Source organism: Peribacillus sp. B65 (assembly GCF_058513295.1).
The window spans coordinates 4,933,437-4,954,807 of the sequence record NZ_CP195840.1; the positions used below are offsets into that span (position 1 = coordinate 4,933,437).

The 21,371-nt window shown below is 41.8% G+C and carries 12 protein-coding genes and 2 riboswitches; of the genes, 1 reads left to right on the forward strand and 11 read right to left on the reverse strand.

What is annotated here, in order from left to right; translation table 11 throughout:
• Positions 1 to 288 precede the first annotated feature (288 nt).
• The 7 genes from ptsG to ACSR9O_RS24190 form a co-directional block, all read right to left on the reverse strand.
• The gene (ptsG, locus tag ACSR9O_RS24160) at positions 289 to 2,358 is read right to left on the reverse strand and encodes a glucose-specific PTS transporter subunit IIBC (RefSeq protein ID WP_491725232.1); all 2,070 of its coding nucleotides are present in this window, start codon (positions 2,356 to 2,358) and stop codon (positions 289 to 291) included.
• Between the two features lie 213 nt (positions 2,359 to 2,571).
• Positions 2,572 to 3,414: a glucose PTS transporter transcription antiterminator GlcT gene (gene glcT, locus ACSR9O_RS24165; RefSeq protein ID WP_101225652.1), complete on the reverse strand. Its 843-nt coding sequence runs from the start codon at positions 3,412 to 3,414 to the stop codon at positions 2,572 to 2,574.
• Positions 3,415 to 3,566: 152 nt separating this feature from the next.
• Positions 3,567 to 4,898 (reverse strand): NCS2 family permease, encoded by a 1,332-nt coding sequence (locus ACSR9O_RS24170; protein ID WP_063235528.1) that lies wholly within the window; start codon positions 4,896 to 4,898, stop codon positions 3,567 to 3,569.
• 100 nt (positions 4,899 to 4,998) lie between these two features.
• Positions 4,999 to 5,100: riboswitch (purine riboswitch) on the reverse strand.
• Between the two features lie 226 nt (positions 5,101 to 5,326).
• The gene (guaA, locus tag ACSR9O_RS24175) at positions 5,327 to 6,883 is read right to left on the reverse strand and encodes a glutamine-hydrolyzing GMP synthase (RefSeq protein WP_034306157.1); all 1,557 of its coding nucleotides are present in this window, start codon (positions 6,881 to 6,883) and stop codon (positions 5,327 to 5,329) included.
• Positions 6,884 to 7,025: 142 nt separating this feature from the next.
• A riboswitch (purine riboswitch) is annotated at positions 7,026 to 7,127 on the reverse strand.
• A gap of 36 nt (positions 7,128 to 7,163) precedes the next feature.
• Positions 7,164 to 9,368 carry a DUF4129 domain-containing transglutaminase family protein gene (locus tag ACSR9O_RS24180; RefSeq protein ID WP_491725233.1) on the reverse strand — a complete coding sequence of 735 codons (2,205 nt, stop codon included), beginning with the start codon at positions 9,366 to 9,368 and terminating at the stop codon, positions 7,164 to 7,166.
• Complete coding sequence (locus tag ACSR9O_RS24185) at positions 9,365 to 10,558, reverse strand: DUF58 domain-containing protein (protein WP_491725234.1); 1,194 nt, start codon at positions 10,556 to 10,558, stop codon at positions 9,365 to 9,367. The genes ACSR9O_RS24180 and ACSR9O_RS24185 overlap by 4 nt, the downstream gene beginning before the upstream one ends.
• Positions 10,558 to 11,514, reverse strand: coding sequence for an AAA family ATPase (locus ACSR9O_RS24190; RefSeq protein ID WP_101225649.1), 957 nt, complete (start codon positions 11,512 to 11,514; stop codon positions 10,558 to 10,560). The genes ACSR9O_RS24185 and ACSR9O_RS24190 overlap by 1 nt, the downstream gene beginning before the upstream one ends.
• A gap of 177 nt (positions 11,515 to 11,691) precedes the next feature.
• On the opposite strand from ACSR9O_RS24190, the gene ACSR9O_RS24195 reads away from it, so the two are divergent.
• On the forward strand, positions 11,692 to 11,841 hold the full coding sequence (locus tag ACSR9O_RS24195) for a hypothetical protein (RefSeq protein ID WP_491725235.1): 150 nt from the start codon (positions 11,692 to 11,694) through the stop codon (positions 11,839 to 11,841).
• A gap of 276 nt (positions 11,842 to 12,117) precedes the next feature.
• Here the strand turns inward: ACSR9O_RS24195 and essA are convergent, their stop codons facing one another.
• From essA to essB, 4 genes are read right to left on the reverse strand one after another with little or no spacing between them, the layout of a single operon-like run.
• Entirely contained in the window at positions 12,118 to 12,600 is a 483-nt protein-coding gene (gene essA / locus ACSR9O_RS24200; protein WP_491725236.1) for a type VII secretion protein EssA, read from the reverse strand.
• Positions 12,587 to 15,514: a type VII secretion protein EsaA gene (gene esaA, locus ACSR9O_RS24205; RefSeq protein WP_491725237.1), complete on the reverse strand. Its 2,928-nt coding sequence runs from the start codon at positions 15,512 to 15,514 to the stop codon at positions 12,587 to 12,589. The genes essA and esaA overlap by 14 nt, the downstream gene beginning before the upstream one ends.
• Complete coding sequence (gene essC / locus ACSR9O_RS24210) at positions 15,507 to 19,988, reverse strand: type VII secretion protein EssC (RefSeq protein ID WP_491725238.1); 4,482 nt, start codon at positions 19,986 to 19,988, stop codon at positions 15,507 to 15,509. The genes esaA and essC overlap by 8 nt, the downstream gene beginning before the upstream one ends.
• A gap of 30 nt (positions 19,989 to 20,018) precedes the next feature.
• Positions 20,019 to 21,368 (reverse strand): type VII secretion protein EssB, encoded by a 1,350-nt coding sequence (gene essB, locus ACSR9O_RS24215; protein ID WP_491725239.1) that lies wholly within the window; start codon positions 21,366 to 21,368, stop codon positions 20,019 to 20,021.
• Positions 21,369 to 21,371 lie beyond the last annotated feature (3 nt).

A 21,371-nucleotide genomic window follows, 5' to 3' on the forward strand; every position in this document is an offset into this window, starting at 1 on the left:
ATTTTCCATCGCTTTTTAGCGACTTTATTAGTTTAACACCTTTCAAACACAAAGTCAACAACAAGTTATTATTTACTTGTTTATCTTTTTTTGTCTCAAGCGGTGTATTTAATATATTAGCACTTGCATTTAGATAAGTCAATGCAATCTTTTAAAAAGTTACTTCACTTTTTTATGAGCCAACTTCTTCTATATATACACCACTTGCTTTCTATAGAAGCCGGACCCTGTCATTGATCACCAAAAAAGGAGGGCAGCTGATTATAGCCACCCTCCTGTTATTAATGATTATTTATTAATGGTAATTACGTCCGCTTCTTCTCTATCTACATTTCCGGCCTTTTCGATCTTCACACTTTCACCTTCAGAAAGGTTAGTGAAGACGATTGGCGTAATGATAGAGCTGGCATTGTTTTTGACATACTCTATATCAACTTTGAGCAACGGCTGTCCGCTTGTCACTTTATCTCCTTGAGAGACTAGCGCTTCGAATCCTTTGCCTTCTAACTTAACTGTATCGATCCCGACATGTATCAAGATTTCACGACCAGCTTCGGAAACGATACCGATTGCATGTTTAGTCGGGAATAGGTTAACGATTGTACCGTCTACAGGAGAAACAACCAACCCTTCCTCAGGTACGATGGCAAATCCATCACCCATCATTTTTTCAGCAAAAACAGCATCAGGCACTTCCGTGATCGGTTTTAATTCCCCTTTAATAGGAGAAACAAAGCGCTCGGAAACTTCATCAGTCCGTAAAGGTTTCGGGATGACATCCTCGATTTGCTTTTCCACACCCACTTCAGGAGATGCTTCTACTTTACGAGGCCTTTTTCCATCGATGATATCTTTCATTTGCCCCTTGATCGTTTCTGAACGAGGTCCGAAGATTGCCTGGATATTATTGCCCACTTCCAGAACTCCAGCGGCTCCAAGTTTCTTCAGCCTATTTTTATCAACGTTACCGATGTCATTGACCGATACACGAAGACGGGTAATGCAAGCATCCAAGTGAGAAATATTTTCTTTTCCGCCCATAGCATCCAAGATATCCCCAGGAAGACTTCCAGCTGTACTTGCAGATCCTTCCGCTTCCTCATCCTCTTCCACTTCACGGCCAGGAGTTTTAAGGTTAAACGTCCTTATCGCAAATCGGAATCCGAAGTAATAGATAAGCGCAAAGACCAAGCCAACCGGAATAACGATCCATGCATTGGTTTGCGGATTAATTAAACCAAACAGTACGTAATCGATCAAACCGCCCGAGAACGTCATCCCGATTTTCACATCCAGTAAATGCATGGTCATGAATGATAGACCTGCAAACAGACAGTGAATCCCGAAAAGTACCGGTGCAACAAATAAGAAGGCAAATTCAAGTGGCTCAGTAATCCCAGTAAGGAAAGATGTAAGTGCCGCAGAAGCCATCAAGCCCCCTACAATTTTCTTTCTTTCCGGTCTTGCTTCATGATAAATGGCCAAAGCCGCAGCTGGTAACCCGAACATCATGAATGGATATTTACCAGTCATGAAGGTACCTGCCGTTAAATTCTGTACGCCATCTTTAATTTGAGCCATGAAGATAGCTTGGTCTCCTCTGACTGGCGTTCCCCCGCCTTGAGGGATATAGCTGCCAAATTCGAACCAGAATGGGGAGTAGAAGATATGATGCAATCCAAAAGGAATCAGCGCACGTTCTACAACCCCAAACACGAAAGCTCCCAGAGTCAGGTTAGCACCCAACATATTTTCGGAAAATGAATTTAACCCCGATTGAATCGTCGGCCAAACCAAGATCATCAGCAATCCAAGAATAACTGCGCTTGCGGCTGTTGCAATTGGTACAAAACGTTTACCTGCAAAGAATCCTAAATAAGAAGGCAGTTCAATTTCATAAAACTTATTATACATAACAGCAGCCATGACACCGACAATTATACCGCCGAACACACCAGTTCCCAACGTCGGGATTCCCAGAACATTGCTATACACCGCACCATTGTTCGCAATGTCGGCAGCGTCAATGCCAAGAACGGTTCCCATCGTTACATTCATAATCAAGAACCCGATAATCGCAGCCAGTCCGGCAACACCATCTCCGCCAGCTAACCCAATTGCGACCCCCACAGCAAACAACAAGGGAAGATTCCCAAAAATAATATTCCCGGCATTCTCCATTACCGATGCGACCATTTCCACTCCGCCACTCGCAAGAAACGGGGCGATATCCAACAAAGTTTCGTTTTGCAATGCATTACCAAACGCAAGCAAAATTCCGGCAGCTGGTAAAATGGCTACAGGAAGCATCAAAGCTTTTCCGATTTTTTGCAAAACACCAAACAACTTCTTAAACATAGGTTTTCCTCCTCTTTACTGTTATTCCATGCTAATAAAACGGTTACATTTACGATGGTATTCATCTTCCCACGCATCAGAATTCAAATACAAAAAAGGCATAAGCAAAGATAGGATTGAAATGAAAATTCAGGTATATAATACCCTCTTTCATAACAATCATTCTCCTCACTTATGCCTGATCGAATCAGTAACACGTAAGTTAATGTATGTTTATTTAATTTTCTTTTGTAATCGTTGGATATGCATCGTTAGATAGACAGCTTCCGCATCACAAACCGGTCTGCCTAATTTCTGCTGCATAATCTTTATTAGCTTCCAAGAGATATTGTAACACAAAGGATATTCTTCTTTCAATAGCATTGCTATTTTTTCGGGTTCCTCTACTTTTTCGCCAGCCAACACCCTGTCTATCATGAATCTTAAATGACGGACCAAACGTGAATAATCAATGCTATCCTTATTAATTTGCACGTTGAGCTGTTCTTCAACAACTTGGATAAGTTGATAGATTAACTGCGAATGCTGATTGACTTCCGATAAGTCTTTATTTGATATTGCGCTATGTATATGAAGCGTAATAAAACCGATTTCCCCTTGGGGCAGGCCTATGCCTGTCTTATCTTGAATTAATTCTACTACATCAACAGCAATATCATGTTCAAAAGGATAAAGGGTTATCGTTTCTTTCAAGAATGGGTTTTTGATAGTCATTCCTTGTGAAACACGCTGAAGGGCGAACAATAAATGATCAGTTAAACCGACATGTATATGTTCATTGAGTTTTCCAGTTACTCGGTCGTTAATGAGATGAATGGATTCTATAATGGCAGCTTGAAGATTTTGATCGATCTGCGGCAAAAGTTTTTTGTAACTTTCCTGTTCCTTGACATTTTTCAGGACAAACGTCTTCTCCGCAAGTTCCGGACTTAACTCTTCGCCTTTCTTTCGGTTGAAGCCTAAGCCCTTTCCAATAGAAACGACTTCTCCATACGACGGATGCGTGGCAATCACCACATTATTGTTCAAAACCTTTTCAACGATAAAACCATTCATTTTTCTCCCTCTTTTTTTCTCAAAGTCATCCCTATGCCCCATACAGGATAAAGTACTTAGTACTTAGTCCTTTTACTATACACGATATGAGCTTTCTCTTACAACATGAAAGAAGAGCCCTGAAATCAGGACTCTCCTTACTTATTGCCTTATTACTTCAAGAAAATGAAATATAGTAGGAAAACGACTCCAAGCCCCCACATGATTGGGTGAACCTCTTTAGCTCTCCCTTTCATCGACATGGTGATCGGATAGAAGATGAATCCGCAAGCTATACCTGTCGCAATCGAATATGTCATAGGCATCATGATAACCGTAAAGAAGGCCGGAACCGCAATTTCAAACTTCTGCCAGTCAATATTTTTAAGTGATGATGCCATTAACACTCCGACTATAACCAATGCCGGCGCAGTCACCGCAGATGTAACTACTGATAGAAGCGGGAAGAAGAATAGGGATAGGACAAACAGCAATCCTGTCACTACAGCCGCAAAACCGCTTCGAGCACCAGCGGCAACACCCGATGTAGACTCTACATAAGATGTCGTGGTGGATGTACCAAGAATTGCACCTGAAACGATGGATAATGAATCAGCAAGTAATCCTTTTCCCACTCTAGGAAGAACATTATCCTTCATTAAACCAGCTTGTTGCGCTACAGCCACCAACGTACCTGCTGTATCAAAGAACGCTACAAACAAGAAGGTCAGTATCACGATTAACATTTGACCAGTGAAGAGATCACCGGGATTTCCGAAGGCATCGAACGCAACCCCGAATGTAGGCGCTATGCTAGGAACGGCACCGATTATTTTCTCCGGCACCGGAACTTGTCCAAAAATCATTCCTGCTATGGCTGTAATGACCATCCCTATGAACACGCCGCTTTTGACGCCTCTCGTCATCAAAATGACGGTTACGACAATTCCAAACACAGCCAATAAAGTATTTCCTGATGTCAAGTCGCCCAGTCCTACAAGAACGCTGTCATCATTCGTGATGATTCCAGCATTCTGAAACCCTACAAACGTAATGAATAAACCGATACCGGCACCAACTGCGTATTTCAACTCGACTGGAATTGCATTAATGATTTTCTCACGTATTCCCGATAGGGAAAGCAAAACGAAGATAATACCTGAAATCAATACTCCCGACAAAGCCGTCTGCCAAGGAATTCCAAAACCAAGCACAACGGTAAAAGCAAAGAAAGCATTCAATCCCATCCCTGGTGCAAGCGAGATTGGATACCTGGCTATGAGTCCCATCAATATCGAACCGATTGCGGCTGCCAAGGCGGTCGCTGCAAAAACCGCTCCGTAGTCCATTCTCAATTCATCCGGATAGTCCTCGATGCTTTGTAAAGTCAGCATCACAGGGTTAACAACCAGGATATATGCCATTGAAAGGAACGTAGTCAGTCCACCAAGTATTTCACGGCGATAATTAGTTCCCAGCTCATTAAACCGAAAATAATTTTTCATTATGAGTCTCCCCTATCATAAAATCGTGCCAACAGAAAATGCCCCATTCGCTTACGAACGGGGCTTGACTGCGGTCATGTAAAGAAGTGGCGGTTTATCCGCGCCAATCCTTCCACATCGTAGTCAAGCCGTTCACGGCAGCTTGGTAGAAACTTTTGGGCCATATCCCCAATATTATACGACAATTATGTTTTTTTATTATTATAGGTATAGTGTATCAGTCACTAAAATAATCGTCAATATATCTAACGAATATTTTTTATGTAATTTTAGGCAATGTTCGCTTTTCGCTATATATTCCTTACTTATTATGGCTATATCTTCGCCAACATACGTAAAATGTAAGTAATCTACATATTCAAATACTATTTTAACCAAAAAAAATCAGTGAAGGATATTTCCTTCACTGATTGGATGATTTTAATCTTCTATTCCCACTCAATCGTTGCAGGTGGCTTAGACGTAATGTCATAAACTACGCGGTTTACATGGTTTACTTCATTAACGATTCTCGTTGAGATGATTTCAAGTACATCCCAAGGGATTCTTGCCCAATCTGAAGTCATTCCGTCAATGGATGTAACCGCACGGATCCCGATTGTATAATCATACGTACGCGCGTCGCCCATTACCCCTACACTTCGAATGTTAGGAAGGACCGTAAAGTACTGCCAAATTTCGCGTTCCAAACCATTCTTTCTAATTTCTTCACGTAAGATATGGTCAGATTCTCGAACGATTTCAAGTTTTTCATCTGAAATTTCACCTAATACACGAATACCTAAACCTGGACCCGGGAAAGGTTGACGCCAAACGATTTCATCCGGAATGCCCATTTCACTACCAAGCGCACGCACTTCATCCTTGAATAGAGTGTTCAAAGGCTCAATCAATTTAAATTGCATATCTTCCGGCAGACCGCCAACGTTGTGATGCGATTTAATTGTTTGTGCAGTGGCCGTACCACTTTCAATAATGTCTGTGTAAAGTGTACCCTGTGCAAGGAAATCAATTCCTTCAAGCTTCGTTGCTTCATCATCGAATACGTAGATGAACTCGTTACCAATGATTTTCCGTTTTTGTTCCGGATCTGAAACGCCAGCAAGTTTCGATAGGAAACGTTCTTTTGCATCGACCTTGATTACATTCATATTGAAACCTTCCCTGAATGTTTCCATTACACCTTCGGCTTCCCCTTTACGAAGTAATCCATGATCGACGAAAATACATGTCAGCTGATCGCCAATCGCTTTATGGATCAATACAGCAACAACGGATGAATCCACACCGCCGCTCAATGCGCATAACACTTTTTTATCTCCGACCGTTTGGCGGATTTTCTCCATTTCTATTTCAATGAAGTTCTCCATTGACCAGTCACCTTTACAGCCACAAACGCCGAATACGAAATTTTTCAAAATGTCATTACCGTATACGGAATGACGGACTTCAGGATGGAATTGCACGGCATATAATTTACGTGATTCGTCACTCATAGCCGAAATTGGGCAAGACGGGTTCGTCCCATCAATTTGGAAACCTTCAGGCGTTTCCACCACTAGATCACCATGGCTCATCCAGACGATCTGTTCTTTCGGCAGGTCACTGAATAACTTAGATTCATTTTGGATGGCAAGTGTCGCTTTTCCGTATTCACGGTTTTTCGCTGGTTCCACCTTACCGCCAAAATGTTTAGTCATAAGCTGCATGCCATAACAAATACCGAAAATCGGAAGGCCCATTTCGAATATGCGTTCATCACAACCAAATGCATTTGCATCATAAACACTATTCGGACCCCCTGAGAAAATGATTCCCGTTGGATTCATTTTCTCGATTTCTTCTACAGTAATTGTATGAGGATGAAGCTCACTGTACACACCAAATTCGCGGATACGACGAGTGATCAATTGATTATATTGGCTTCCGAAATCAAGTACTACGATCATTTCCTGGTTTTTTTGCAATTCTGTTTTCCCCGGCACAAACGTCACCTCTATCAATGTAATTCACTCATGAAATCGAGTGATAATTTCTTATAAAAAATATTATCATAAAAAAAGAAAAACTAAAAATCCACCCTCAAAAATACAGAAAAAGTATAGACGAAGGCAGATTTTCAGCTTTCCTGTTAAAATCCGCCTTCATAGTCAAATCATTTACGGTGATTCGGTAGAAACTTTCGATCCATATTATCGAGGATATATGAAGGATATATTAGTTAAAGTTAGTTTTTGTTATTGTATCAATATAATAAAAACCTGGTCAAGAGCTAGTTTTTCTCATCAAGCTTTCCCAACCCTTTTGAAAGTGCTTCCATTCGCCATCTTCCACGTCTCCACGATATATCATTAACTCGTATCCAGCCGTCAATTCACCCATCTCATCCGTATCATACACTGCATCCACATAGGCGGCGTACTCCCTTAATGTTTGCCCCTCCGGACGAACTAAACCAGCTCGTTTTAATTGTTTCAATAAAATTAAATAGGCTGTCGAGAAATGAGCACCGGTTTTCTTTCTATAACGAAGAATCTGCAGATGAGGAATCCACTTCCTTCTAAAGAAATAACCAATAGAAGCGAAAATCAATGCACCTGATAGTGAGATGGCAGTCCATTTTAAGAACCCACCCATGTTCCCGATACCCGTTTTCACGGATGATTGAGTTTCCCTATCGGGTGTATCCTGGCGTTCCCTGGTCTCTATCTTATTTTGCTCTGAATTATTTGGAGTTTCTTCAGGCTTCTTGATCGCTTCCTGTTTCAATTCCGAATCGTAAAATTCAACTTCCCCATTGAAACCCTTTGTCGGCTCGAAGGGAACCCAGCCTATCCCTGAAAAATAAACCTCGACCCAGGAATGTGCATTATTATTGGTCACCTTATAAACGGATTCGCCATCAAGGATTGATTTTTCCCCTTCCGTATAGCCCTTTACCCACCTTGCAGGTATATTGGCGGCTCTTAGCAAAACAACCATTGCACTTGAAAAATTATCGCAATACCCTATCTGTGTCTCGAATAAAAATTGATCGACATAATCTTGATTACTCTCCGGATACGGAATATCATCCTTAGAATAAATGAATTCAGGTCCGTCAAAATAATCCTCAATGGCTTTTGCTTTATCGTACCAATTCGCTTCATTCCTCGTAAGCCCGGATGCCAATTCATATATCCGGTTTGGCATTCCCTCTGGAAGCTGCGTGTTCTTTTCCATTAATAAATCCATTGATTCGTCAGGTTCCGTCACTTTCCTTAACTCAGCTATATCAAAACTCGGCATATCATAGACCAGCTCATACTCTTTCATGGACAGTCGCTCGCCATTATCCTTTTCAGAAATAACTTTGTCCATACTCTCATAATATTTGAAATCCGTTCCGTTTTTGCCCTCAATCTTTTTTAAATACCCGGACTGCGGATGAAGGATATGGGAATATGATTCCGTCATGGACACTTTTGCCGTCATTTCTTCTGTCCTCACCACTTCAGGAACGTCGTAAATATCTAAAGATGCCATATCCTGCCCGTTGGAAAAAGTGTGAAAGTCCGTTTCCAGGATGGAAACCCACCCTTTACCGGTATAAATATCCTTGTTCTCGACTTTCCAGTAATGTCCTTCAGGAGCATTATTATAAAAAACGATGGAACCATCCGGCTCTATCGAACCGCCAAGATCCGAATCATCTTCATCATATCCGACACTTTTACGCTTCGAACCACCTTCTTCTTTCCCTGCTTTATCAGAATAAGAGGTAATATAAGGCACCGGGTCCGGCCACTGCGGAGAGAGCTTTGGGGCAGCGAAACCTACAAGGACACTCACCAATATCATGCCGGTCAGCATTAAGATCCACTTATTGATGAAAGCCATCGTAAACTTGATCCGCTCCTGTATCGTAAGTCGCAGCAGGGACAGCAGGCCTAGCATCAAGAACCCGATGATGATGATTCTGATCATTGCCTTATCGCCCACATAGGGAGTGAATGTATCAAGTACAGATATAAAAATCACCGTTAACATAAAAAAGAAAAAAATGCTTTGCCTTACCATCACCCAGTAATGGATCAAATACGTTACAAGCCACAGAAGGACAAAAAATAGAAACGTTCGAAATGGATTTGTGATCAGCTCCCAATTACCATCATATATAAAACCAAGATTGGCCGTAAAATCCGCTAGGAATCCTTCCTTCAGCCATGATAATTGCAATAAAGCGCCTTTTGAATGGAGGAACTGCAATGAAATCATTATATAAGCACTAATGAGAATAAACCGGATTGACCAATGTATGCGGAAATAATGCAGTAGCAGGGAATAGAGCAAAAATACGATAAAAATGATGATATTACCTGTATCTGTGAGTTTATCGACAGGCCTCAACCATTCAGTAATCAACAACAGACCAAATACATACATGAGGACGTGCATGAAGCTTTCCAACTTTGCGGTGGTGACATTCATTTCGCCATCACCTCTGATCTGCCAGACTTTAGTTGGCCATGTTCAAAAAAGCTAACCTTTATCCCCCTCGAAACAGCTGCAGAGCTTGACAGCCTTTCCTCATCAGTAAGATCCGCTTGTTTCTTCATACATAACATTAATCCCTGATTAGGCCGTAAAGCACTCAATAGGTCCACCTTTTCTAAGGTTAAGTCTGATACGATGAATATCATAACAGCATTTGCCGGAAGAATTCCCTTCCTGATTTTTTCGTTCAAATCGTTTTCCACTCTCGGCTCTTCTTTAACAAGTCGGTGAAAAATCTTTCGTTTCTGGCTATTGCCCGCTGCTGCCGGTATGATTAACCTCGATCTCCTGCTCACATACCCAATTTCCATGCCTTTCTTTAACAGGGAGTGTGCAATGGAAGCAGCCATTTCAATGGATTCTTCGAATAAATCCGACGGCTTTTCATCAAGCATGATGAATACATCCCGGTTTTTCTGCACTTCGAATTCCTTCGTCATGATTTCACTCGTTCTAGCCGTCGCCTTCCAGTTAATCCATGACAACTGATCGCCTGGCTGATATTCCCTTACCCCGGAGACAACTGAATGTTCCCGTTGTGTCTTCTTTGCTGAAACCACTGCCCCCTGCTTGAACACTCGATCAAGATCACTGTAAGCAAGCTCATGATAACGAGGAAAAACAGTTATTTTCATAGGTGAACTATATATCGCTTCCTTTTCGACTAGCCCGAAAAAATCCCCAATCCAAAAGCGGATCGATTGAAACGAATGCTCTCCGCGCTGCAAGTTTTCCAAGGTATATGACATGCTGAAGGTACGCTTGAATCCCGGAAAGATAATTATTTTCCTTTGGAATCCCCTATCTTCCATCTTCTGAGGCAATTCCTCCTCTACCACCATGAATAATAGGGGCAGCCGATTTTTACGGGTAAAAGTCAATGCTATTTCAACAGATTCGCCGGCCTGGCATTCCCTTTTATTGACCTTTCTCTCAACGGTAAGATCATGCAGCGGATAAAACAGCAGAATCAAAGCGTACACAGAAAACGGCAAAAATGAATAAAAAATGAACCAACTGACAAAACCGCCTTGAAACATGGCATAGCAAAAGGAAACGCTCATGAGTAATACAAGTCCTATCACACTTATATTTCCTCTTAAAATGTTGATGAATTTGCGCATTAGGTCACAGCCCGCTTCACTGGCACTTGTGTTGTCGCGACAATTTCATGTATCACCATTCCAGCATCGTAGCCATCATAATTCGCTTCAGGTTTCAAAATAAGCCGGTGGGAAAATACGAATGGAACTAAATATTGAACATCGTCCGGCAGGACATAGTCCCTTCCCTGGATCAGCGCGTAGGCCTGTGCTGCCTTCATCAACGCTATCGATCCACGCGGGCTCACCCCTAAATAGACCCCTCCATGCGAACGTGTTTGATTCGCCAATTCAACAATGTATCGTTTTATTGTGTCATCCACTATCACCGCTTTTACCTCAGCCTGTAATTCTATCAATTCATCCAAGGTGATGACGGATTCCAGCTCCTCAAGCGGTGCCGTGTATTGAGCTCTATGAAGAACCTCTATCTCTTCTTCCACACCGGGATAGCCCATTTTCATTTTTAATAGGAATCTATCCAATTGAGCCTCCGGAAGCGGATATGTTCCCTCATAATCGATTGGATTTTGTGTCGCCATTACGAAGAACGGCTTCTCCAATCCTCTTGTGACACCATCAATCGTCACACTTGCCTCTTCCATGGCTTCAAGCAATGCAGACTGAGTTTTCGGCGAGGTCCGGTTAATTTCATCGGCTAAAATAATATGTCCCATTATCGGACCTGGCCTAAAAATGAATTCTTGTTCCTTAGGATTGAAGATAGAAACACCAGTAACATCAGAAGGAAGTAAATCAGGAGTGAATTGAATTCGTTTAAAGCTTGCACCTATTGATTTTGCCAGTGCCCTTACCATGACTGTCTTTCCGACGCCCGGAACATCCTCCAATAAGACATGTCCGCCGGAAAGGAGTGCCACGATGCTTAGTTCGGCTATATCCCGTTTTCCGATAATCACCTTTTCAATATTACCCATAACCATTTCCAGTTTTTGATTGACCTGCTTATAAATCATTCTCTACCTCCCGGGATTCACAATATCACTATTGCATCATACCTTCTCTATATCACGAATTTTACATTAAGCTCCAATTAAACCTTACATTGTAAGTTTACTAGATAATCGCTAAACCATAAACGAATTTGTACTAAAAATATTAATGCTGCTTAATGAAAAAGGAATGTTAAACTGTTGATAAGTGAACATGAACCAACGATGACGTCCATTCGTTTAATGAAAATTTCACGTCACGAACTGGACCAAGGATCGGGGAAGCTTTTGAACTTGCAGCAAAGACTGTTTATCCTGACTTGGTCAAATACCGATAGGATGCGCCAATAAATCGGCGCATCGCAGTTTGTAGACAAAAGGGAACCGGAATTAAAAAATTTCGAACCCCTAGGGCAATGAAGCCACGCCTCTCTGATTTGTATATTCTTTTTCTGTTTATGCTAAAATGAATGCAATCCACTCATAAGATATAAGAGGTACTGATCATGTATAAAAAATTCTTCATTTTGATCTTCGCAGCCGCCCTTCTTTTAGGGCTTATTAAGACCGTTATGGATATGTAGCAAAAAAGCCCGATTCCTGACTTATCCAGGAATCGGGCTTTTTTCATTTTCGTTTAACCTCTCCATTCAGTTTCCCCATTTTCGGGATAAGGACAAAAAACAAACAAACGACCAAAAGTGCCAAAACGATGCCAAGCAATACCGTCAGGTCAAAATTAAGGGAAGGCTCTGTTTTTTCTTCGCTTCTCGTTCGAACGCCGACCTCCGAGAATAATCCAAGCTGATCTGCTTTTGAAGCGATGGTATTATTTTGATTCCCCGCTACCGGAGACAGAAACAATGAGTCCTCCACCGAGTCAATGACATCATATTTCCCTCTTTCAAAAGTGAGGTCCTTTTGTTCTTCAGGCAGTTTCCGCTTCTGCTCCAACAATCCTTCTTCATGGAAATACTCCGTTTGAATATCAATATCGTTTTCTTGATATTCATTGGGCTCCACCATGGGTTCATCTTCCGCCCCGCCATGAGGTGCATGGCTAAAAAACAGGATGAGCAAGACAGGCATTACATATTTATTCCACTTCATGGGCCATTGCTCTTCTTTCTGTAAGACGCTTCACTATATATGGAATGATCGTTGCAATAAGCGTCAGCACAATCAAGATGATACTAGCCGGAATGAATGCCGACTGATTTCCGAATTGTATGGACATATATACATCTGCAACCGGATGGTCTACATTGAAATTAGGCATGATTAAATCCAATAATGGAATGGTAAAGAAACTGATCAAGCCAATCACCAGGATAGCACCTACGAACGGCCCAATCGAGAAGGCAAGCCTGGTAAACGCTGAACAGAAGAATAAAAGCAGGACGGTGAAAACGGTCCATTTAATCTCCTGCATATCTCCCAGTGGATAGATCTTCAAACCATACATGCTGATGATTAAACCTACGATCAGATTCAATAAGGCAAACAAGGCTGCATGCACCATCATTGGAATGGTTTCATAGTGATGCAGGAAGAAACCGATCAATAACCCAGAAATAAGTATGACCACCAACATGACGATCGGTGGGATATTAACCTTTTCCTGATGCAGGACTTCCCCGCTGATTTGTACAGGATTTGCTAAATATTCGTACACATACCCGTTCTCCTGATCATCGACTAGAGTGTTATTCAAGACACTATAGACGTCCGTCTTTATTTTTACGGTCGAGTCTACATTTTGGGACCAATTATCATTAAGCTGATCGGCCCTTTCCTGTACGGATCCAACTTTCTCTTGCAGGTCTGCTGTATCCTTCGTGACCGTGTCCTGCCGTTCCGCTACAGAATTGACAAGCTCGGAAATGAAGCCGACAGTTGTTGCCGTATTGTCTTGAAGTGATACAAACATTTCTCCGTCAAGGTTAACTGGCGGTTCGGCCTCCATTTCAGGAACTTCCATTTGATCTGACAAATTGGCAGACACTTCTTGAGCCTTGCCGGTAATTGCCGCTAATTCAGCTAAAGTAGCTTTCTGCCCCGTTTCAACGTTAGCATCATATTCTTTCATATAACCCATAATGGAATCTGAGAACATCCCGAAGTTCTCATTGACTCCTGCTAAACTGGCTTTAACGAGCTTCGCTTCTTCATCTACGTTTCCGGAAACCCCATTTTTCAAGTTTTCCAATTCTTTTATATTGGCTGCAAATACCTTTTCTACATTTGCTTCCGTGACTCTTTCAGCCAATTCACCGTAAGATGAGAGTGAACCGTAATAGGCAAGGAGGGTAGTTGAATCCCGATTCGTGATAGGGTTTTCAAAGGCCTTCACCAGCACCGCTCGCCTTTCTCCCCCCACCTTTTGAAGAAGTGACTGTTCGAGAGCCTTGATTTCTGCGATGGCCTCGTCGATTGTCATGCTTTGGATGTCCTGTAATTTTTGAATATCTTCCTGTGACTTTTTCCATTGGTCACCTAAATCCTTGTAATTCGTGCCGAGTTCATTATAATCAGCTTGTAATTGCGTAAACTGCGCCAGCAGTTCATTATATGAATCTACCAGTGTATTAAACTCCGTGATCACTTGATTATAATTTCCCGTTCTGCCGTTTACCGTTCCGCTGAGATTATTGATTTCAGCTTGGAGTTCCGCTGCAAGGATGTTGATTTGTTCAGCAGTTCCTTCACTTCCTTCTGCCGGCACCAAACTTTCAAGTGCCGTGTTAATCCCAGTGATTTGATCCAGCAGTACCTGCAGTGACAGTTCATCAATCGGATCCTTCTTTTCAGGTGCGGCAACCGATTCACCATTTTCCGTTTCCGTTTCAATATCTTCTATAGGCTTCGTACCTTCACCAATAACCTCCCCATCACCAGAGCTGCTTGCAAGATTCCCTCTTTGCGCAAGCAACGTAGACTGAAGGTTATCAAGACCCGCCTCTTCCGATTGTTTCAATTGTTCAATCGAGCTTTGTTGATCTTGAGTGATTTTCGTAATCTGTTCTACTTGTTTATCCTTCATGCTTGTTGAAAATTGTTCCAATTCATTACTGCTGGAATCGAGTTTCTGCTGCATGATCCCAACATTCTCACTAATGCCTTGATCATTAAGACTGTATTTCGTATTCATCCCTTGCTGAATCTCAGGTATTGTTTGGTCACCCTCATTCAGCACCTTGTCATATGATTGCACACTCTCCTTGACAAGCTGCTGATTTTGGGCAGAGGTTTTATCAAAAAGGATACTTTGAGCTTTTTGATATTCCTCAAAAGAAACAACATCTTTCACAAAGGAAGCCATTTGAGTCTTCGTGCTCCCTATTTCATCCATTGTTTCATTACTTGTTTTGCCAGCATCCTTCGTCTCGGCAAAGACTCCTTCAAGCATGTCCTTATGCTGCTTGATTTCCCCGGCAAGGCTTTCCGAGCTTGGAGTATAAAACTCATACATCGTGTTTTGAAAAGCGATTTCTTTAGCAAGGACATTATCGAACTTCTTACGGATGTCCTCGACTGATTGGGAAACATAGCTCCAATACTGTGTTGAAATATGCTTATTCATTTTGCTCTTTGTCTTCTCTAATTCCTTTTGTACCTTTTCCATGTTCTCTGCATTCAAACTAGGTTGTACCTTGTACTTTATCCCTGCCTTGATAGGCTGTTCATCATCGAATGTATAAATATTCTCTGAAAAATCGGATGGAAAATATATGACTGCATCATACTTTTCATTTGCAAGTCCACTTTCCGCCGTACTCCTATTTACCACAAACCACTCATATTCAGAATCCTTGTCCAGTGTAGTAACAAGCTCTGAGCCCATATAAATGGGATTATTGTTAAATTCAGTGCCATTATCTTCGTTTACAATGGCGATTTCACGAGAAGCCGTTTCTGTCTTTTTCATTGGATTTTGGCCAATATAAGAAAAAAACAAGATTGGCAGCGCTAAGATCACCAGTATTTTACCGATTAACAGCATCGGTTTTATTTTTTCAGACACTCTCTTGCACTCTCCTTCTTTCTTCACTTAGTGGAATTTGGATTTTACTCTCCTGACCATTGAGCACAAAGTATCCGTAACCCGGCTGTATTTCTTCTTCTTTTCTTGAATAAGAGAGGGTATACAAGCTTTGGTCCGATTTTTTAAGAAGCAAAACAGCCTGTCTGACTTGTTTCAGTTCGGTTGTTAACGAATCATATCCCTTGGTGAAGTCGTTGGCATTTCCAGCGACAATCATACTAAACCCAAGATGGCTGTATTGTTTCATCAAACCGCTGATCCTATCCTGAATCCTGCCGTCGATCGTTTGTTGGATCCTTGAAATGCTATCTATGATAAACATGATCCTTGGGAATTCCAGTTGCTTCATCGGTTTCATTTCCAATGCCGCTAGATAACTTCGTTCACGTTCTTCAAATATTCCAGTGATATGATCGAGCCATTCGGTTATCTGATCTTTTGTTTCTACATAGCGCACCTTCTCCTCTATGGCATAAGAAGATAGGCCACGATCAACTCCGTCAAACAAACCAATTTCCCCAATTGTCTGTGAAAGCAATGATTCCAAGAGCACTTTAAGAACATTCGTTTTCCCTTTACGTGACTGCCCTACAACAAGCAGGAATGGATTGGAATTCAACTCCAAGAACACAGGTGTAACGCTTTCCTCTGAAAGTCCGATTGGAATGGAATCCTTCTTAATGGCTTGTGAGCAGTAACTCTTGAAGCTGCTGGAATCAAGACGTGCCGGTAACATCCGAATCGCCGGCGGTTTGGCCATTTCCTTATATTTAACCTTATGCTCTGCCACGGCCTGTTTCATTTCTTCCAAAACGGCTATATCATCCGCTCCATCGGCTGGAAGATAAACCTGCATGAGATAGGTTTGGTCCTTCTTCACTAACGCCCTTCCCGGTACAGGTTCATTTTCATAAGGGGTTCTTCCCAAAACCGAATATTGTTCCGAACTGTCCATTAAGTAATGGACGACCTTCGTCTTAAGACTATTCATTAACGGCTGGCGAATCGCATTGATTCTCGTTGCCGTTAAAATCATGAATATTCCAAGTGATTGTCCATCACGCGCAAACTGAACGAATTGCGCTTCCTGGTCCTGCATCTCATCCTTCACTAAGTCAAAATTGTCGACCACAATATAAATAATCGGCAATTTATCTTCCACTAATGCATTATAAAGCTTTATGTTACTAAGCTCCTTTTCTGAAAAAAGCTGCTTACGCCTTTCCATCTCCGCCTTCATGAATAACATGAATTTTTCGATTTTCCTTAGTTCATCGAACCTAAAGTATTCCCCAGTATGAGGCAGCTGGCGAATTGGCAGTAAAGCGCTATTCCCGAAATCGAAAATATAATAATGCAATTCCTCAGGACTGAATTGATCTGCAAAACTAAAGAGAAGTGTCAATACGGTGGTTGACTTGCCGTACCCGGAAGAACCAAAAACCCCAACATTCCCATCTTCAATCCAGTTATAGACATAATTTGTCTGGCTCTGCAATTCGGGCTCATCCTTCATTCCCAGGTGGATTTGATTCCTCGTCAGGCTTCTTTCAGCATTTCTCGATAACCGATCTGAAAGAGGAGGCAGCCATGGGCTTGCCAACTTCTTAATCTCCATTTCTTCCTGTGTCGCCACAATTTGATCCGCCACGGCTTCAATTTCACTGATCTTTTCTTTCCTCTTATTAGTTGTTTGTTCCGTTACGTTTGAGATTTGAACAAGACCAAGGTCTGTGACAAGTGCCACTTCATCCTCAGATCCAACCGTATCCTCTAAGTATGGTGCACCGCTCCACGCAGACTGGAACAATTCATAAACCTCGTTATTACCTACCTGCAAATATCCCCGTCCGGTGACAGTGATATTTGCCGCATCGCTATTTTTAAGAATTTCCTTACTATCATTGGCATCTTGCACTTTCAAGGAAATTTTAAAGCGGGCATTGCTCCAAATCTGGTTATCAATAACACCGCCCGGCTTTTGTGTAGCAAGAATTAAATGAACTCCCAAGCTCCGTCCAATTCGCGCCGTACTCACTAATTCGCGGATGAAATCGGGTTCTTCGTTTTTAAGTTCCGCAAACTCATCTGATATCAAAAATAAATGCGGTAACGGTTCATCCGCCTTGCCTTCTTTGTATAAATCCGTGTAATCGTTGATATGATTGACTTCGTATCGATCAAACATGCGCTGGCGTTTCTTCAATTCGCTATTGATGGAGGCTAGTGCCCTGGCACTGAAGTTCTTGCTCCCCTCAATATTCGTAATGACTCCCAGCAGATGCGGAATCTGCCTGAATGGCTGTGCCATTCCCCCGCCTTTATAATCAATGAGCAAAAAGGCAACTTCATGCGGATGATAATGAACGGCTAATGAAAGGATGTAGGTTTGCAGTAATTCACTTTTCCCCGATCCTGTCGTTCCAGCAACCAAACCATGGGGGCCATGCGCCTTTTCATGCAAATTCAATTCAACCCTATCCGTTTTCCCTTTCAATCCAATCGGAACAGCCAAGGATTTAGAAGACTGATTGGTCCGCCAGTTTTGGCTGATAGGCAGATCTTCCACTTCTCGAGCTTTCAATAATTCCAAAAATGATACCGTTTCTGGTATGGAATTATTCATGCCTTTTTGATGATCAAGTGAACGCAGCGTACGTGCAAAACGCTCATTCCCTTCTTTTGAATGTGCATCAAGTGTAAATGGAGTATGAACGGCCTTCGTTTGCTGGATGAGAATCTCACCCTCAAAATCATTGATATACTTCACTAGCGTATGGACATTTTCCGTCAAACTCTCTTTTGCATCCGCTGCAAAAATCGTCGAGATACCTAAATCGTCTGTTTTACCTTCTAAATATTCCAATATGACATGCTCCGCAATTAAATTACGATCCGTGACAATAAAGACAAAGTGGGGAGTGAATCTCACTTTCCCTTTATTTTCATCCAAATCTCTTTCCCTCAAAAGCTGATAAATCGAGGTCAGAAGCTGGTCACGTGACTGCTCATTATATATAAAGCCTTTTGCATAGGCATGCGGCAATTGAAAATGAGGCAGCCATTTCATCCATTCCCATTCCTGGTAATCCTTCTCCGGAAAAATGGCCACAAAACGAACATCATGATAACTATGAAAAAAGGCCAGTTGCCCAATCAGTTGCTGCAGCTCCCGTTTAACAATCGATTCCTTTCCGACCAGGCCCATCGATCCGCTTGATAAATCGATCGATAACGGAAGATCATCCAGGTTTTTGTATACATCCACAAGTTCCTGCGACTGCTCAAGTAAATCATCTATATCCCGATTGGACATATCACTGCTATTTACCGACACCTGATAACTTGATGGTATGGTCGCCGTTCCGATCTTAAAGTGCAGAGCATCTTCACTTTCCAAAGTTCGCTCCCATATACGGTCGCTAATACTGTCAGTCAGCAGCTTCATCCTTTCAAATGAAGGGTAATGATAGAACAGCACATTCTTTTGTTTTTCAGACAGCTCTTGCAGTTCTTCCCTCTTCTGCTCTAAATACCTTGTATATACACGTTGACGTTTTTCTTCTCTGAGTTTTTGCTTCTTTTTGTCTTTAAAGTATTGTACCGTCGAGGTAACTAAAGTCGTTGTGAACATAACAATCGATATGATGATGAAAATGCCCCGAGGCTGAATGACCGTGATGACCCCCATGACGATTAGCATCATTAAAGGCGGCATAAGGATCAGCCATAACCCTCTATTATTATCTTCCGATTCTTGGCTCGGAAAAGATATCGTCACTTTCTCGTCCGGCAATTCGTAGATCATCCTTGGTGTCCGGCGATATTGTGGATAGTTTTTTTTCATTTCAGAGATTGGCTTCTTCATTTTAGCTAAAGATGTTTCATAGCTCTCGGCACTATGAATCATCAATAAGTCGCCTTCAATCAACCTTAGCACCATATTCGGCCAGCAAATGAGATCACCATTTTGAATGGGAACAGCTTTCGTTACTCTTTCACCATTCAGGAATATCCCGCTATTTTCCTTTGGCATGAGTAGCCACTGCCCTTTATGAAGCACAAAGGAAGCCCCATTGCCGGAAACAGGTCCTTCTTTACGGATAGTGGCTCCTGCCTGGGCCGATAAAGTGATTTCTTTCAAGTTGCCTATATAATAGAGGCTCTCTTCCAATTCTCCTGCCGTATAAAAAATCTCGACCTTTTCTTCTCCTTCGTGAAAGGTGAAGCTCTGGAATGGCTTTACATCACCAAGCTTCATGTCCTCTCTAAACACCTCATATCCATCAAGTCCTTCAGGTTTATTCAGCTTGATAGGACCATGTTCAAAGGGAATGGAATATATGGTGATCGTATCCTGCTTTGATGGCCCAATCGTAATTGGACCGTTATGATTTCCCTTGATCGTATAGGATTGGTAGTTTCCCTTAGAATAAATCCATAATAAACTCATTAAATCTCACCTCCGCAAAAGGCCCATTGCTCACTCTTTGCTTTTCTCTTTTTCTTCAGATGATTTATTGGAGGAATCCTTACTTTCCTCTTTCTCACCAGAAGCAGGTTCTTTTTCCGCTTCTTCTTTTACAGCAGGCTTTACTTCCGTTTCGCCTTTGTCCTCTAAAGTCGACTCTGTTGAAGGCTGGTTCTCATCTTGCTGTTCCTCCAATTGCTCTTTCAATTCCTTTAGTTCCTTTTCATATTGGGATAACTCCGTATCGACTTCTTTAATTTGCGTTTCCTTTTCTTCCCCGGAAATGTTATCATCCAACTTAATCTGTTCTTTCAGATTTACGAGTCCATACATAATCAATTCACGATCCTCCATGATCCTCGCCAAATCGATCGCGTCCTCACTCATGCCCCTGCCTATATAAATCCAATATAAAAGATACTGGCTATCAGTCTGCAAAGTGATTGCATTTTCTACATTCTTCTTTCTGACATCATCCAACGGTTCATAAGCGACGTAAGACTTCGCCAGTTCATATTGAACGACATAAGGCATTTTTTTCGGATCGTAGTTCTCCAACCGGTCAATGACTTCACTGTATTTTTGTTTTAAAAAGCTTTCACCGCTTTCCACATATGCCTCCTGCTTAGGTTGGGAGAAGAATAATGTGTAAATCGTAAACAACAGCAGCGGCACTAGAACGATCACCGTACCCCAAAGTGTATAACGGCCCGTTTTCCATTTCTTTTCGGGGATATGCACAAATGCTTTTTCTTCCTTCTCTAAATCTTCTATCCGATTTTGAATGACCGTGGAAAGTTCATCCCAAGTCCCCGTCCCCAATATGCTTTGTGATTCGCTCGATAGTTTCAGGGTTTTATGGTAAAGCAGATACTCTTCGAATGTATACTGCCCATCCACAAGCGCTGAAATCGTTGCCTTCGTTTCTTTAAATAGCTCATCCTGATTATGCTCATAAGGAGGCAAACTGTCTTTTACGCCATAATGCAGGAAATATGGGGCCAAGCTTGAATCAAAAACGATATTTTCCGGACAAACGACAAGTTGCAGGCGACTCAATTCATGATTCCTGATTTTCTTCAAGATTTGATAAGACGATAACCATCTACTCAATGGATTTTTATCTTTAGCTTTTGAAAAAACAAAAAAAGAGGCTGGTGGATTTACTATGATCTGCACCTCGTCCTCTGTCACTTCTATATGTTTCTGGAGAGCATCATCCGCTTCATGAATAAGCTGTAATTCCAGTGGGTCTTGCATCGATAATTTTGCCCGTTGGAAAACGAACAAATGCCCATTATCATCCTTCATCATCGCAGCTTCTGTTTTTTTCTCCAGATATGAGGATTTTTTCTCATCCATTTT